Consider the following 15475-nt stretch of genomic DNA (forward strand, 5'->3'; position numbering starts at 1 on the left):
GTCTTTTAAATTGCAATCCAAAATTGCTAATTTTCTCGGAACTTTTTTTTATAAATAAGTTTAAACAACTTCATTAACTGTTTTTCTTTTTCTTCGACGTTATTAAGGTTATTGCAATACCTGTTACCGCCACTGCAGCAGCAATCTTCAGTATAAAATTTTTTCTATTATACTTCCACTCAGCTCCCCAGCCGCGCTCGGCAAAAATATTGGGCAGATGTCCTTTTTTTAGGTCATCAATAATTCCTTCCAATGCGCCTACACGGTCTGCCAGCACAAGCGGAATCCATCTTCCATAGCTGGATTCACTATATTTAAAAGCAAATTTCCTGATTTCTCCGTTGAGACCTTCTGGCGGTGATGTAGTTCCGAAAGCAGCAGTTAAATTGGGGCGCTCTACGGATTTCAAAATTTCAACGTTTTCAGGTTGCTGCTCCGGTCTTTCCCAGCCATAACCTCCATGTTCTTCATTGGTACGTTTTTTCATGGGATAAACAGGATCATTTTCAGGATCGGCATCGATTCCCCATCCTTTTATATGACTGTAATCTGCCTCTTCACTTTTTTTAAAATCAGAGGGTTTTGTTTCGTCTGTAAGCATATCGTAATTTTTTTTAGTTAAATCTACTAGGCAGTTGGTGGAATAAGTATTGTCTTTATACACCCATCGAGTTTCCGGGAAAATATATGGTAGGCGTCAGCTACTTCTTCCAGTGGAATGCGGTGAGTGATGATTTGTTTAGGATCGAGAATTCCATTTTTTACATGTTCAATGAGCTTAGGCAAATGGCGTTTCACTGCTGCCTGATTAGCGCGGATTGTAATTCCTTTATTAACTACATTTCCTATCGGTACTAAAGCATCCGTAGGACCATAAACGCCTACAATAGAAACAATTCCACCCTTCTTCACAGAATTAATGGCCCAGTGAAGAGCTGTGGTGGAACCACCCTGTAAAAGCAGTTTTGTTCCCAGAACTGTATTTGTTAGATTTCCTTTCGCCTCACAACCCACAGCATCTATACAGACATCTGCCCCCAGAGAGTCAGTTTGTGTTTTTATAAAGACCACAGGGTCACCTATACTATTAAAATTATACGCTTCACATTGTGCATATTTTGCTACAAAATCAAGTCTATATTCGAGGTGGTCGATTACGATAACTCTTCCTGCTCCAAAAAGCCACGCACTTTTGGCCGCCATAATACCGATAGGCCCCGCACCAAAAACCACTACCGTATCGCCTTTTTGAATTCCTGCCATTTCTGCTGCCTGATAGCCTGTTGGAACCACATCGGTAAGAAGTACTGCATCATCGGGATCCATCCAGTCAGGAATGACGGTTGGACCTACATCTGCGTAAGGTACTCGGGCATATTCTGCCTGTCCACCCTGATAACCTCCTGCTGTGTGGGAATAACCAAAAATACCGCCTACTGCTGTAGCCATGGGATTAGATTCGTGGCAATTGCCATAAAGTTCCTGCCTGCAAAAGGCACATTTACCGCAGGAAATATTAAATGGTACCATAACCTTATCGCCTACTTTCAGTTTTTGTACAGAGGAACCGATTTCAACGACTTCTCCAATAAACTCATGGCCAAATGTAGTACCTGTACGTGTATCAGGAACAAGCCCATGATAAAGATGCAGATCTGATCCGCAAATGCAGGATCTCAATACCCGGACAATGGCGTCTTCCGGATGTTCTATTTGCGGCTCGGGCATGCTACGGTCTGCGCGCACGCGGAAAGGTCCGCGGAAATTCATTGCTAACATATATGTATATTTTGTTGGTGATGGGATACGTAAAGCAAAATAGAGACCGCCATAACATAATTTATGATTTTATAAACTGGCGTGGTATATAAACATTTTATCGAAATGCCACACTGTAATGATCAGATTTTGAAAGAGTATGTGATAATTGAAATAAATATGGTATCAACCTTTTAGGGTTTAATTTTAAAGAAGAGTCCGTCTCACAACTAGTGAAAACGGTCTTTTTTTATGATTTCTTTCGACCTCCTGTCGGAGAATGATTTCCGTACAGTCGATTCTCAATCCACATCATTTAGTTTTGAGACTGACTCTTCAAAGGAAAAGAGATCTTTCTTTTCTAAAAATACATTTAATACTCACCATTTATTCTTTATTGATCAAAGAAGATAAATGTAAATTATCCCGCAGTCCAACCACCACCTGCCTTTATGATTGCTCCGTTCACAAATGAAGAATCATCAGAAACAAGAAATAGAGCTACTGCTGCAATTTCCTCCGGCTCACCAACTCGGCCTTCACCAGTATTTAATAAAGCTTTATATCCCATCTCTCACTCGACTCTGTAATGGTTTTGGTAATATTGGTATTGACACCGCCGGAGCAATAGCATTGCAGCGAACTTTTCCCAAACTTCCATACGTTGCTGCAATATTTTAGTAAGCCCAACAAGACCATGTTTTGAAGCTACATAAGCGGTACCTCCTCTGGTACCAAAAAGTCCGCCTACTGATGCATTGTTGACAATAACACCGCCATTTTCCTGATTTTCCATTATTTTTATGGCAGCACGGGACGCCTTGAAAGGGCCTGTCAGATTAATCGCCAATACCCTGTCCTGTAATGAGCACTGACAATTTGTTGAAGTAAGCTTTATTTTATAACCCAAAAGCATCAATTCGATTTTAATTTGCAAACAGCTGAAGCAGAAGATAAAAAATCCGAAGAAAGTACTCCTCCGGATTTAATATCAACATTGCTTAATTATCCACAAGTTATTTCAGGACGACTCTCATTTGTTAGTTGGTCTTTTCGTCATCAGCAAGCAACTAGTTTGCAGTTTTCCGCTGTAGTTTCAAGCTGAACAGTTAGATGCTGTATTTTGTATTTTCCATTAATGTGAGGATTGAAGTAAATATATCGCCTTCTTTCCGGAATTTTCTCCAGTACCACAGCAGAGCCTGTAGCAGGCGGATCCATAAACTCATGAAATCCATCTGATATGATCGCCATTGAATCAGTCAATATTCCACCTATAATTTCTATATAAGGTTAAGCCAAAAAACAAGCATTATTCCAATTTTTAGTGAATGCTTATGTGAATGTGCCACTTTTACATGATTTAGAATAATTAATCTATTATTATGCTATAATTGAATAGAATTGTTTTTTTCTTAAAATGCTATTACATTTCGCCGCAGCTATCATTTAGAAGTTTGCTCTGCTTTTGTCAATAGGTTATTTGCCATTTGAATTGCTTCCGGGAGGTTAGAAACTATCAATAATTTCATACCCCAAAATTTTTCAAAAATATTTTGGAACGGTTTATAAGCCAACCGTTTCAATGAAGAAGGCTCCACCTGTATCATCGCCACAGCAAACTCTTTAAGCTTAGCCCTGTTCGTTCTCAGGAAATTATTTACCATTTTTATTTCTTCCCTGCTGTGCTTAAAATCAGTATCTGGCGTACCACCCTCGTTGATAAGGATAAATTTTTCCTGCCGGCTAACCAGTTTTTCAAAATCTTTGAAATCATCATTGTGGCTATGCTCTTTATATTTATTGTGTTCAATATTGACGAATACAATAGGGAAATCTTTGTCATTTATAAAATTCATTGGTATAATCTTTTATATGACAAAGCTACTTCTTGAATTATGATCAAACAATAGAATGAAAATGGTAAGTATTGCACTAATCTCGGTTTATGTTTTTAAAAGTCAATGGAGTCATTCCAGCAATTTTGGTAAAAAGCCGTGAAAAATAAGCATGGTCAACATAACCTAATTGCTCTGCTATTTCTTTGACGGATTTATTTGAATAGTAAAGCAATCGTTTAGCTTCCAAAATAATACGTTGATGAATCTGGTTTGTCACTGAAAATCCGGTTATATTTTTTACGCATTCGTTCATGTAAACAACGGAAATATTTAGTTGCCCGGCATAATACGCTGGACGTTTATGTGTGATAAACTGCTTTTCCAGCAATAATGAAAATGCCTTGGAAATGACACCAAATCTCGTATGGTTAGTAACATAAGCGGCCTGTCTCATATAGCGCGATATAACCAAGGTAACTATAACATTGCTGCTATGTGTCATTAAAAATGGAGACATCTTATCCTGCTTTCTTTCAAATAGCAATGAACATAATGACAAGGCTTCTGTCATAATAACGAAATCTTCACTGTTTATTGTAATGGGTTTGACCGGTACAATCTGCTCTAACAAAGTTAATTGTTCAGATGCAATATTCTCCGAGATAATACCAAAAAAATAAAGTTGTGCATCATTAAAATGAATCGTGCGGTGAATTTGATTGGGATGTATGTATAAGATATGTTGTGGTTTAAGCTGGTACCTTTCAAAATCAATTTCAAGGTCAACGGAGCCATTTTCTACAAATAAAAAGCTATGAAAATTATGGCGGTGCGATTGTTCCGTCTCTTCAGGTCTAAGTTCCTTTAGTTCAGATAATCTGCTGATAACAACACCGAAGTTAAATGTATCGGCTAATCCTCTGATAGGAATCGAATTATGTTTAGGCATCTATTGAGAGTGCTATTTATAATGAATCTTTACATGTTGACTAATATAAGAAAATACATTAGAAGTTTTGATTGAAGATAAGATTTGTATTGCTTTATTAAAGAGATAATGTTTAATAATGGAAACTTAGATCTCCTGCTAGTTTTGTCTATGATCTCATCTTGGAAACAACCAGAATATAGAAAGTGGCAGCCTAATCAAAACATAAAAAACAAATCCGATACATTACTAAAAGAAGGACATCCCGAAATAACTTATAGAATATCTGATATTGAAATTATTGTTTGTCACAGTATTGCTTTAAGAAACAAAGACAGAGTACTGACAGCGACCGCAAAATTAAAGTTCAACAGTACAATAACCAAATTTTCATTGAGCTTAGAATATTTTTGAATATAGACAATCATTTCTGAGATAATCTGTGTACAAAACCAGGTTACGTTTTCATACGAATTATAAGAAGGTAATTGCTTCCTATAAAAAGAGGCTGTCCCAGCAGGACAGCCTCTCATGTGTTTGCTGTTTAAAAGGTCTTACGCCGACTAAAGAAACTTTTAAATATACTTTTCAGTCTGTCATCAATCCTGATTTTGAGATTTTTCAGTCGAGATTTTCTTTTCGATCACATATGCTTTTAATTCAGCAATTTTTCCATTATTAAAACGCCAAACATCACAGTAATCATAATAGTTATATTTTCCAATCTTGCTTGTCAACCTTATTTCACCAGTTACGGTTACAAAATCACCCTCCTCAATTGTTCTGTCGACAGTGAATACTGGCGGTTCCCAGTAGACTTCTTTCATATATGCTCTTAATTCTTCTTTGCCGCTCAGGACGCGTTCTCCGATAAAAACCCATCTGGTATCTTCTTTACAGTAGGCTAGAAAATTTTCATACTTTCCCTGTTTTACGAATTCATTGGCTTCGTGTAATAATGCTGCATTATTCATTGTAATCTGTATGTTTAATTGGTGATTTATTTTCTGTGAATACATGATGCAAACCATCATGATGATTAATGTAATACTGCTAAATATTTTTAACATTTAATTAAAAATTTTCATGATGGTTGGATTTCCCATTAAAATTTGTTCTGTCATTTCTTTTCAAATTATATGACAAAAATAGAAGATTAAAAACATTCCTGTATATGAGAAGCTAATTGATAGGTACTATAAAAGGTAAGTAATGAGTGAAATTAAAGAAAGTTCAACAAATTTTGAGAATCAAAATATCCTTTTTATATAAAAGTACAATATAGATAAATGAGAAAGAATAATACATCTTCCATCACGGTAAGCATCAGATACCAATTGCGAGAAGCTTAAGAGAGAACTTTATTAGTGAACTCTAAGATGATTTATAATATTTTAATACATTTGAAATATCATTATAAATCTAGTTTTAAAATGGTCAGAAATTTGTTCTTCCTTATTTCATTTATTCCACTACCATGTTGTTTTTCGTTCAGAAGCCTAATGTCGTTTTTTAGGTGTCGGGCACTCAACACAACTAATTAACAACCATAAGGGCATTTATTAGCTATCTGTATTGAATGCGCTCCAGAAGAATTTTGCGAAACGACTTTTATGAATTTACCTGCGAACAGCAATATACCGTGGTTCTTATGCTAAAATAATATTCAGCTTTATCCGATCAACCGGATTCCTTCTGAGACAGATACCAAGCTATGTTTTGATGTAAAAGACCCTGACATTCCTGATTGTGAAGCAAAAAGAGGGAATTTTGGGCTTTACCACCTTTACAGAAAAGAATGCTGTGAGGATGACCTTTATTTCGCTAAGAGTTATAATTACATCCAATGTATTGAGTTATGTTATGTATCACATCCCGAAAAAACAGCATTTGACCTTCCCAGACGTTTGTTTATTTACAGGACATTTCTACCATCCAAAAGAATTGAGAACATAATTGAGAATCATTCTTCTTCAGACACAATATTAATGGTCATAGGTGCTTTCCATAAGAATGATATTGAAAAGAATCTGAGCGAACAGGGCTATAAAACTAATCAGTCTTCTACATTCGGTACTACAAATCAGCAGGAAATCAACGAACAATTCGGTAAACAAGATGCCTTACAAGAGAGCAATGCTGAATTTCTACATTAAAAAATATTTAAAATGATTGGCTTAAATGAGATCTGCTGTTTAATAAATCCGGTTTGAATCATTAAATTGAAACTTTAAAATTTATTGACAATGATAAAGCAAATAACCGATCACATAAAACAAATCGAACATGGATTTAAACATATTATTGAAGCCGGGAATCAAATTTTAGAGGATAGAAATCAAAATCATTTTCAGATTGCCACTGAATTTCTGAACGACAACAGTTACCAGGTCAGGATGCTGGCTACCTATATTTTGGGACATCTTTCAACATCAAATGCTCATGCCCTGCAACTTCTTGAAGCACGTGTTGCTGAAGATTCTAACTGGCGCGTTCAGGAAATGCTCGCGAAGGCCTTTGATTATTATTGCAGCAATATAGGTTATGAACAAAGTCTCCCTAAAATAAAAGAGTGGCTTTCCCATCCAAATCCTAATGTTATAAGAGCCGTGATTGAAGGGCTTCGGATCTGGACAGGAAGGCCTTATTTTAAAAATCACCCGAAAGAAGCCATTACATTAATCAGTGCATTCCATTCAAACGACAGCGAATATTTACGGAGATCCGTAGGAAATGCCCTTCGTGATATCAGTAAAAAATATCCTGAAGAAGTGGCTGAAGAGTTATCAACCTGGAACCTGGAAGATAAAAAGAGTCTTTTTACTTATAAACTTGCCCATGGAAAATAGAGAAGTGATTTTTGCTATCCGGATAATATTTTTCACTCCATTTTTTTCAAATTAATTGTATAAAATCTATTTACAAATAATTAAATGCACATTAAATCTTCAGAGCCATGGTTACAGCTAAATTTACCATGAAAATTTGCGCAGAATGTGATGATTCATCCCAATATTTTTTAACAGAATTATGTAAGTTTATACGAAATATAACATTTATTATTTTCCATCTGCCTTGATAAGATGCCAGAATTCTTTTCTGTAATATTCATTTTTCATTCAGACCAAAACAAGTAGTCATAATTAACAGATCCGCTTTACTTGCTGATGAAAAAAAATGATCTTCAAGTATATCACAATTAAACAATTACAGGAAGACTTTTTAAAGATTATGTATCAGACTAACATCTAGTTTAAATATTATTTCTAAATACCACTTATCAGGCAAAACACAAATTTTACCACCAAAAACATTAATATATTAAATAAATCACAGTTCATTGATATATAATAAAAATAAAATATTGATTTGTAAAGCATTGGTAATAAACAGTAAACAGTTAATATAAATCACTATATTTAGAAATAAAAGTAGAAATATTTCTATACTTAATTATTTTTTTTGACCGGAAATGTTTATATATTTATCGCAGAAAAACAAACATAATGATGAAAAAAAATTATTCGATAAAACACAACAAAAATTAAGACAGATCTGAACCTATCATTATATAGGTAAGTTCTGATCTCTATTTATCAAAATAGCCTGAAGACAAGAAAGAATCATAAACAATTAACAGGCAAATAGCAGCCATTTTGATTAAACAACCCTATTTATAGGTTTTACCCAATCACAATTATTCATTTATAATTATTAGACGAAGAAAATATTCTTCGCGATTTAACCAATACCATTCCAGATGAAGTTTTATCATCTGGATAAATTGTTATTGCTAATCACAAGCTTTTAAACTTAATAACATGATCAAAGTTAAACACCCTGTAGAAAGCTACAATATTCATCAGGAAATTTTTCTAAAAAATGCTTCGGAGGAAGATAAAGAATATCACTCTTTAGCTTTTTCATTTAAAAACTCAGTTTATTTATATTATTCCATGCAGCTGGATGCTACATCAGAAGTCTATCAAGATTGGCTAGAAGAGATGACAGATGACGAACTTAAGAATACCATGCAGGCAAAGGGTTTTGAAGCTTGTAAAAAAGCATTGTCATTTAACCGTTATCTCAGAAAGTTAAGAATAATGGACGAGCAAAGTTTTATTTGTAAAAAAATGGGAAAAGAACAATACGACCGATACAAAATACTCATGAAGGAAAAAACGTATTCCCACTAAAATGAATAGTTTTTTCGTCAGCATTAATTTATTTTAAATTACAATATTATTTCTCTTTCAGAAGCTAAGATAAGCCGATTTTTTATTTCCAATTCCTGAGCATTACTGAGTGTTAGCATTATAAACGAACGAAATGCAGATAGGTTCAGTATAGGAAAGATCAGTTTAATTATTATATTTATATACTTAATAAGCAATTAATTATAAGTAATTTGTATTTTTGCAAAAGTAATTGGAAGAAGTATGAATTTTTATTTTAACTGAAATCTGGAATTTGTCTTGTACATACTATAAGTTTTAGTTTCTATATACATGGATGAAACTTATTTCGTATATATTTTATTTTCCTGATTATGGTTAGAAAATATTTTTTCTTTCAAGATCAATATTTAGTGATTTAAAATGTATTTTTGTCAAATAAATTTTAACTTTCACAGCCTACGTTATGTAGGTATAAAATTTATATTCAGTATTAACACTATATTATGAAAGCAAAGCAATTATTATTAGGAATTTCTTTATTATCAATTCTGACAGCATGTTCGGATGGATTTGATGAATATCCTAATTCAGCTGATCAGAATTCTGACATTGATAAAAAGAGTTCAAAGATTGTGAAAGAAGACAGTAGTTCTGTTACGACAAATCTCTTTAATCGGGAAACAGGTAACCTTAAAACAAATACTTCACAAACATCAAGAACAGAACAGGATTCCTTATATAACAAAGAAATTATCAATGAAACCACCACTACAGCCGGCACACCAATCAGTCCCGGATCAGGAACAGAGCCAGAAACAATTGATCCAACAAAACCGGATCGCCCGAAATAAATTAATTATAGAGGTTGTTGTATCTGCGTTTGTTGTGATTTCAGCTATATTACCTTTTTTAAATAATATAGTTGGTAATTTTATGGACGTAAGTGTGCAACTGGATAATAATGCAGGAGAAAGACGACTTGATCTAGATTCAGCAATTTATTTCCTCTCGATTCCGTCATGTATCTTATTATTAGCTTTAGGAGGACTTTTCAGAGCTAATAAATATACATTTTATGCTGCTTTAATATCAGGGTATTTTCATTTGGTTACCTATATAAAATTTATTTTTTACAATCAGAACCAAGTATCTGCTATCGCTGATGTTGCGATAGTATGTCTGCTTATCGTAATTGTTATTCTGGTTTTTAAATTAGAACGCTATTACAGCAAACTAAATGTACTTAATAAATTCAATAACAGTACACTGGATCGGTTTTCTTCAATACTATTTAAACGAAAAGAAAAATGAGTAGTTACAGAGAACGGTTGAAGATACTTGTTGCACTTTCTGATAAATTATGGGAAGACTATACCAATATGGTTATATCAGAAGATGATTACCTAAACAAAATGTATCTGGTGAAAAAAGAAATCAATAATGGGTTTATTGATACCATGCAGGATTTAGAACTGTTTACCAATGATCTGGGCTACCTTATTTTAACAAAGCCCACAAAAACCTATATCGGCGGTCATGAAAAGATAATAATTAATAAAAATTAATTATTTAGGTACACTTTTCATTAAAGAGAGTATTTCTTCAAGATGCTTATTTTGTTTGTCAATTTTCTTTTCTAATCTGGATATCTGATTTTGTACGAATAGTAATCCCTTATCCTGTGCATTATATTGAGCATACAAATTAGCAAGTAAATCTCCAATCTTTTCATTACTACTTCCATTAACTAAAAGATCAGCAGTTTGCTGGTCTTCTTCTTTTAAAGCCATCCTCAAAGCGCCTTTACCTGTTATAAGCCAGTTCAAATTTTCCGGCATCAGTAGCTCAGGATATACAGTTATGATCTTAGCAACCTTTTCGACCCCCAGATCGCTTTTTAGAGCAATACCTTTAAAATTAGACGCAGACAGGCCGGTCACTTTATAAAAAGCCTCTTTTTTAATTTTCTTTTTTTCAAGAAATAATAAAATTCTATCTTTTATGGTCTGTATTTTGTCCATTTTGTATTATTATAGTCTAAATATTGTCTATATTTGTCAAAGATAAAAAACAAATTTAACATAACCATGGTTACACAATAAATAGATATTAAATTTAAAGGAATGCAATTAATGAAAAAAAAACCAATTAAAAACTCAGCTAACGACCTTTATGACATATATAAATTTCCGGAGGAACTCCATTTGTATAAAAACTCCGTTAATATAACTTTAGGTATTTGCGACCTTGCAACCGAAGAGGATTGCTTCTGGATATTAGATGTCATCGTAGAGAATCAATCATTGCTGCCTAATACAGGAATTCAAATCTGGGAATTAGCAAGGGTTGAAGGAGATACTTTTGATTTAACCTGTTCTGATGAAAATGGAGCCAATTTATTTATGATTAAAAATCCTAAGTTCGAATTTTATTTTGACTATCTTAAAATAATAAAAAAAGACAACTTAATATACCTGCCTATTGAAAAAAACCTATACTGATATACGTATTATTTCAATGGAAAATATAATGTGGGTACTTATAAAAAATAAATATCTGATATAAATATTATTATAATTTAAATAGAAATTATATAGTTCAAAACTGACAATCAGAAACACATTACGTGGTAGAAGGCGGCCATTTATATAATCACTCCTCAATAATATTTCCAGGGATTCTGAGTTAATCTATCAACTTGAAAGTTAATTAATCATTTTGGATTCATAAAAATTTTTTGGAACCAGTTTTTTTAACTCAAAAGGTTTAACAAGCCTGTTTTGCTCATAATGTTCCGTAAACATCAGTTTTTTCAAATTTCTGCCCGAAATCCTCGAAGCCAGCACTTTTGAATAGAACCTTGCAATATCGATTCTTAATATTTCTATTTCTGTACTATATGGCAAATCAGACTTCAAATATTGGTCAAAGGCCAATAAAAGATCATATAAATGGGTAAGTTCTTCCGCAGTAAGATAATTTCGCTGAAAAAACATTCTGAATTTATCTTTAAAGGTCAAATTTGAAGAATTAACAGTCTCGTATGAATTTTCTTTTACAATAGTGAAATGGGTCTGCAGATAATGGATAATCTGTTCAGGAGATATCCTATCTTTATAATAGGTCTTTAATTCTGTGATGGAAGTCCATCTGCTCTTGTCAAGTGAGCGGTCGATTTGTCTCAAAAAGGCATATAGAAAAAGAGTCTGCCTTTGACTCAATTTTGAATAGTTCATAGTTTTATTATTTCACTTCGTCCAATTTTTAATATATTGGATATAGATAAGTTTTGTTAAATGTGATCATATTTCCTATCATATAATCACTAAGTATACCTCTGCGAATTTATTTTTTTTTCACCATATAAATGGATTTATTATTTAAAATTTTTATTAAAAAAACATTAAATTCTTACTTATTTATAATCATCACATTTATAGATAGTTTAAGTGTAAAATAAATAGTTAAAATTACATATAACTCTAATTTAAGTATGCATTTTTTTAAAAACAAAATGTGGTATATATTTTCTTATTTTGAGACATTAAAACATTTTAGTTAGTTGAGATTGAAAAAGAAAAAATTTATATCAGTCACTGTTATTTTTTATGCCTTATTATTTAGAGATTAATAGGATGTATTGATTCTATGGATTATTTTAGACAGAGTTCTTATTGTGGTATCCGATATCCTGTCCATTTTCTTTATTTTAGCAAACTGAAATTTTATCCAACAATGACAGATTCTGTGACGCCGTTAAATTTTGAAGAGTTAAATTATGTCCATTCTTTTATAAATACCGCTACTGCTGTGCATGTAGGAGAAAATGCAAGGATCGAATTTGCAAATCAGGCGATGTTAAGCATATGGGGACGTGGACCCGAAGTTATCGGAAAAGGTCTCGTAGAAGCAATGCCCGAATTATCCGGCCAGCCTTTTTTAGAAATGTTTGCAAAAGTGTGGCGTGAAGGAATTACCATTTCCGGAAATGATACACCCGCAGAAATATTGGTGAATGGGGTTTTAGACACTTATTACTTTGATTTTGAATATCGTGCCATCAGAAATATAAACGGTACTGTGATGGCTGTACTGCATACGGCAACCGATGTTACTGAACGTTACCTGAACAGGCGTGAACTGCGGGAAGCAACCCTGAATAAGGAATTGCTTATTCGTGAACAATCACTGAATGAAGAACTTGCAGCAACGAATGAAGAACTCAATGCCACAAATGAAGAACTCCTAGAAAGCAGAGAACAACTCTCACGCATGAATTTGGAACTTGAATCCATGGTACAAGAGCGTGTCAGGGCATTTATCGAAAGTGAGGAACGCTTTAGATCCATGGCTGATAATACAGACGTATTGGTCGCGGTAAGCGACGAGAACGGACAGCGCATTTATTTTAACCAGGCATGGTCAGAGCTTACAGGGAGAACAACTGAACAGCTGAACAGTATAGGATGGTATGATTTGATTCATCCCGATGACAGAGAAAAATTTCTTGATATCCATCAGCAGGCATTTAATAAAACAGCTTCTTACAGTGCTGAAATTCGGTTGTTCGGGTCTGGCGAATCTTATCATTGGCTGCTCAAAAAAGGTACGCCAAGATTTCTTTCAGACGGAAATTTTGTAGGTTATATAAGCTCATGCATCGATATCACCCAAAGAAAAACGGACGAACAATTGCTGCAGGATATGAATGAAGATCTCGCTGCATCTAATGAAGAATTAGCTGCTCTCAACGAAGAACTTGCAGTAACCAATGAAGAACTTGCAGAATCCAATGATGAATTACTGCTCAGTGAAGCAAGGTTCCGCAACCTGATTGAACAGGCTCCGATTGCTATATGTGTAATCCGGGCTGAGGATCTGATCGTGATTGCAGTCAATGACAGTTACTTAGAATTGGTAGGTAAAAATCGGGAACAATTAGATAATCGCTTCATCTGGGATGGTGTGGCCGAAGCTTCTAAAGTATATGCACCGGTAATGCAGGAGGTTATTAATACCGGTGTGGCCTTCCATGCAAGAGATAACGAACTTATACTGAACCGGCACGGAGTAGACGAAACGGTATTTATTGATTTTGTTTATGAGCCTGTAACCGACTTACAAGGTAAAGTAACATCGGTCATGGTAGTAGTCAACGATGTAACGGATAAAATAATAGCAAGAAGACAGATCGAGGATGCCGAGGAGCGTAACCGCCTTGCTATTGAAGCGGCAGAGATTGGCACCTATGAACTCAATTATGCAGATCAGTCATTGATCGGCTCAAGACGGTTTGATGAGATCTTTGGATTTACCAGCCCGGCTACAAGGGTACAGGTACTTGCCACATATCATCCTTTGGACGCTCATCTCAGAGATGAAGCTCATAGTATTGCAAAAAAAACGGGCAGGCTTTTTTATGAAACGCGTATTTTGCTCTCAGACAACTCCACAAAATGGATTCGCGTACAAGGGAATGTTCATTATGACAGCAAGGGAAACCTAAAAAAGTTGCTTGGTACAGTAACAGATATTACCGCTTTTAAACAACTTCAGCAGCAGAAAGATGATTTCATATCGATTGCCAGCCATGAACTTAAAACACCGCTCACCAGTCTGAAGGCTTCATTACAACTTCTGGAACGGATGAAGACAAGTCCAACCGCTTTCCTGCCCAAGCTAATTGAGCAGTGCAATAAAAGTATGGAAAAGATTTCCGTACTGGTAGATGAGCTGCTGAACGTAACAAAGATTAATGAAGGTAAGGTGGTGCTGAATAAAAAGAAATTCAGCCTGGCACATATTGTAGATGAAAGCTGTTTACATCTCATGCAACTTGGTACCCACGAACTGATCGTGAAAGGAGATAAAAATATTGAAATCGTGGCAGATGAACACCGGATCGAACAGGTAGTTACAAATTTTATAACCAATGCAATGAAATATGCACCTGTAAGCAGGGAAATATTCATAACCATTGAACAAACTGATGATTCAGTAAAGCTTTCGGTCAGGGACACAGGCCCAGGCATTCCGGAGGATAAGCTGCCTCATTTATTTGATCGTTATTTCCGGGTCGATCCGAAAGGCATACAGGTTTCAGGACTTGGCTTAGGGTTATATATCAGTGCGGACATCATTGAGCGTCATGGCGGTCAGATTGGCGTTGAAAGTACTCCAGGGGTTGGGAGCACGTTCTGGTTTACACTACCTGCTTAAGCTCGGCCAGACTAATGAAGATTTAAATAAGTATTTTATTTATTTTCTGTTATGATTACTTTTTAAATGATCCATCTCTCCTTCTTGTACTATTGATAAACAAAATTATTTCTTATAGCTATCTTTAAAATAATAATTTAAGATTCTTATCTGCATTAAAAAAATGTTTAATTTGCTACAGCTTTTATACAGTGACGTAGAGGAACTCATACATAAGATATTAATTCAAGGTTATGAATCTGGATATAAATATGGGTGAGAAAATTATTGAGTGATGCAATTGTTCACTATCTTTTATCAGCAAAGGGAACCTAAAGAGTTAAAAATCACATTTAGCTGGTGCTCAAAAAGTAAATGATTCTGAAACAGGAAACGGCATAGCTTCCGAATCGATTATGGTTATATTCAAACAGAAATAACTAACTTTATTTAGAGTCTGTTTAGTTATTTGGAAAATATATTCTTCCACAGATTATAATGAAGTTGTTTAAACTTTTAATTTTTTGATTAGCCTTAAAGAAAATGCTAAAAAGTGCAGGTTCTTCCAGGTA

Annotated in this window: 15 protein-coding genes and 1 pseudogene; 8 read left to right on the forward strand and 8 right to left on the reverse strand. The window is 34.3% G+C overall.

The window, feature by feature from the left end; all coding sequences use genetic code 11:
* Nucleotides 1-73: 73 nt before the first annotated feature.
* The 6 genes and pseudogenes from MKJ01_RS18135 to MKJ01_RS18160 all read right to left on the reverse strand — a co-directional run bounded on the left by MKJ01_RS18135 (nt 74) and on the right by MKJ01_RS18160 (nt 5597).
* Nucleotides 74-601: a hypothetical protein gene (locus MKJ01_RS18135; RefSeq protein WP_241615656.1), complete on the reverse strand. Its 528-nt coding sequence runs from the start codon at nt 599-601 to the stop codon at nt 74-76.
* A 26-nt stretch (nt 602-627) separates the two neighbouring features.
* Nucleotides 628-1728: a zinc-dependent alcohol dehydrogenase gene (locus MKJ01_RS18140; RefSeq protein WP_241615654.1), complete on the reverse strand. Its 1101-nt coding sequence runs from the start codon at nt 1726-1728 to the stop codon at nt 628-630.
* Between the two features lie 451 nt (nt 1729-2179).
* A pseudogene (locus tag MKJ01_RS18145) lies at nt 2180-2674 on the reverse strand (SDR family oxidoreductase).
* Between the two features lie 529 nt (nt 2675-3203).
* Nucleotides 3204-3617: a hypothetical protein gene (locus tag MKJ01_RS18150; RefSeq protein WP_241615651.1), complete on the reverse strand. Its 414-nt coding sequence runs from the start codon at nt 3615-3617 to the stop codon at nt 3204-3206.
* A 76-nt stretch (nt 3618-3693) separates the two neighbouring features.
* Complete coding sequence (locus MKJ01_RS18155; protein WP_241615650.1) at nt 3694-4548, reverse strand: AraC family transcriptional regulator; 855 nt, start codon at nt 4546-4548, stop codon at nt 3694-3696.
* A gap of 578 nt (nt 4549-5126) precedes the next feature.
* The gene (locus MKJ01_RS18160) at nt 5127-5597 is read right to left on the reverse strand and encodes a nuclear transport factor 2 family protein (RefSeq protein ID WP_241615649.1); all 471 of its coding nucleotides are present in this window, start codon (nt 5595-5597) and stop codon (nt 5127-5129) included.
* Nucleotides 5598-6515: 918 nt separating this feature from the next.
* Between MKJ01_RS18160 and MKJ01_RS18165 the strand changes: the two genes are divergently transcribed.
* The 6 genes from MKJ01_RS18165 (at nt 6516) to MKJ01_RS18190 (ending at nt 10270) form a co-directional block, all read left to right on the forward strand.
* Nucleotides 6516-6683 (forward strand): hypothetical protein, encoded by a 168-nt coding sequence (locus tag MKJ01_RS18165; protein WP_241615648.1) that lies wholly within the window; start codon nt 6516-6518, stop codon nt 6681-6683.
* 90 nt (nt 6684-6773) lie between these two features.
* Nucleotides 6774-7376: a HEAT repeat domain-containing protein gene (locus tag MKJ01_RS18170; RefSeq protein WP_241615646.1), complete on the forward strand. Its 603-nt coding sequence runs from the start codon at nt 6774-6776 to the stop codon at nt 7374-7376.
* Between the two features lie 972 nt (nt 7377-8348).
* Nucleotides 8349-8723, forward strand: coding sequence for a hypothetical protein (locus MKJ01_RS18175; RefSeq protein ID WP_241615645.1), 375 nt, complete (start codon nt 8349-8351; stop codon nt 8721-8723).
* A gap of 485 nt (nt 8724-9208) precedes the next feature.
* Nucleotides 9209-9556 (forward strand): hypothetical protein, encoded by a 348-nt coding sequence (locus MKJ01_RS18180; protein WP_241615644.1) that lies wholly within the window; start codon nt 9209-9211, stop codon nt 9554-9556.
* Nucleotides 9525-10016 carry a hypothetical protein gene (locus tag MKJ01_RS18185; RefSeq protein ID WP_241615643.1) on the forward strand — a complete coding sequence of 164 codons (492 nt, stop codon included), beginning with the start codon at nt 9525-9527 and terminating at the stop codon, nt 10014-10016. Before MKJ01_RS18180 ends, MKJ01_RS18185 begins: the two co-directional genes overlap by 32 nt.
* Complete coding sequence (locus MKJ01_RS18190; protein ID WP_241615642.1) at nt 10013-10270, forward strand: hypothetical protein; 258 nt, start codon at nt 10013-10015, stop codon at nt 10268-10270. Before MKJ01_RS18185 ends, MKJ01_RS18190 begins: the two co-directional genes overlap by 4 nt.
* On the opposite strand, the gene MKJ01_RS18195 is transcribed toward MKJ01_RS18190, so the two are convergent.
* On the reverse strand, nt 10271-10726 hold the full coding sequence (locus MKJ01_RS18195) for a hypothetical protein (RefSeq protein WP_241615641.1): 456 nt from the start codon (nt 10724-10726) through the stop codon (nt 10271-10273).
* Nucleotides 10727-10837: 111 nt separating this feature from the next.
* On the opposite strand from MKJ01_RS18195, the gene MKJ01_RS18200 reads away from it, so the two are divergent.
* Nucleotides 10838-11206 (forward strand): DUF6876 family protein, encoded by a 369-nt coding sequence (locus MKJ01_RS18200; RefSeq protein ID WP_241615640.1) that lies wholly within the window; start codon nt 10838-10840, stop codon nt 11204-11206.
* 204 nt (nt 11207-11410) lie between these two features.
* Here MKJ01_RS18200 and MKJ01_RS18205 read toward each other — a convergent pair whose 3' ends face one another.
* A complete protein-coding gene (locus tag MKJ01_RS18205) occupies nt 11411-11941 on the reverse strand; it encodes a hypothetical protein (protein ID WP_241615639.1) in 531 nt (176 codons plus the stop codon).
* Nucleotides 11942-12440: 499 nt separating this feature from the next.
* Here MKJ01_RS18205 and MKJ01_RS18210 point away from each other — a divergent pair, with 499 nt between their 5' ends.
* A complete protein-coding gene (locus MKJ01_RS18210; RefSeq protein WP_241615638.1) occupies nt 12441-14924 on the forward strand; it encodes a PAS domain S-box protein in 2484 nt (827 codons plus the stop codon).
* Nucleotides 14925-15475: the final 551 nt, after the last annotated feature.

This window comes from Chryseobacterium sp. SSA4.19, assembly GCF_022601875.1.
GTDB lineage: Bacteria > Bacteroidota > Bacteroidia > Flavobacteriales > Weeksellaceae > Chryseobacterium.

Excerpts from the sequence above, each read along its gene's own strand:
- MKJ01_RS18135 (WP_241615656.1), bottom strand. The coding sequence starts at position 601 with ATGCTTACAGACGAAACAAAACCCTCTGATTTTAAAAAAAGTGAAGAG.
- MKJ01_RS18140 (WP_241615654.1), bottom strand. The coding sequence starts at position 1,728 with ATGCCCGAGCCGCAAATAGAACATCCGGAAGACGCCATTGTCCGGGTA.
- MKJ01_RS18150 (WP_241615651.1), bottom strand. The coding sequence starts at position 3,617 with ATGAATTTTATAAATGACAAAGATTTCCCTATTGTATTCGTCAATATT.
- MKJ01_RS18155 (WP_241615650.1), bottom strand. The coding sequence starts at position 4,548 with ATGCCTAAACATAATTCGATTCCTATCAGAGGATTAGCCGATACATTT.
- MKJ01_RS18160 (WP_241615649.1), bottom strand. The coding sequence starts at position 5,597 with ATGTTAAAAATATTTAGCAGTATTACATTAATCATCATGATGGTTTGC.
- MKJ01_RS18165 (WP_241615648.1), top strand. The coding sequence starts at position 6,516 with ATGGTCATAGGTGCTTTCCATAAGAATGATATTGAAAAGAATCTGAGC.
- MKJ01_RS18170 (WP_241615646.1), top strand. The coding sequence starts at position 6,774 with ATGATAAAGCAAATAACCGATCACATAAAACAAATCGAACATGGATTT.
- MKJ01_RS18175 (WP_241615645.1), top strand. The coding sequence starts at position 8,349 with ATGATCAAAGTTAAACACCCTGTAGAAAGCTACAATATTCATCAGGAA.
- MKJ01_RS18180 (WP_241615644.1), top strand. The coding sequence starts at position 9,209 with ATGAAAGCAAAGCAATTATTATTAGGAATTTCTTTATTATCAATTCTG.
- MKJ01_RS18190 (WP_241615642.1), top strand. The coding sequence starts at position 10,013 with ATGAGTAGTTACAGAGAACGGTTGAAGATACTTGTTGCACTTTCTGAT.
- MKJ01_RS18195 (WP_241615641.1), bottom strand. The coding sequence starts at position 10,726 with ATGGACAAAATACAGACCATAAAAGATAGAATTTTATTATTTCTTGAA.
- MKJ01_RS18200 (WP_241615640.1), top strand. The coding sequence starts at position 10,838 with ATGAAAAAAAAACCAATTAAAAACTCAGCTAACGACCTTTATGACATA.
- MKJ01_RS18205 (WP_241615639.1), bottom strand. The coding sequence starts at position 11,941 with ATGAACTATTCAAAATTGAGTCAAAGGCAGACTCTTTTTCTATATGCC.
- MKJ01_RS18210 (WP_241615638.1), top strand. The coding sequence starts at position 12,441 with ATGACAGATTCTGTGACGCCGTTAAATTTTGAAGAGTTAAATTATGTC.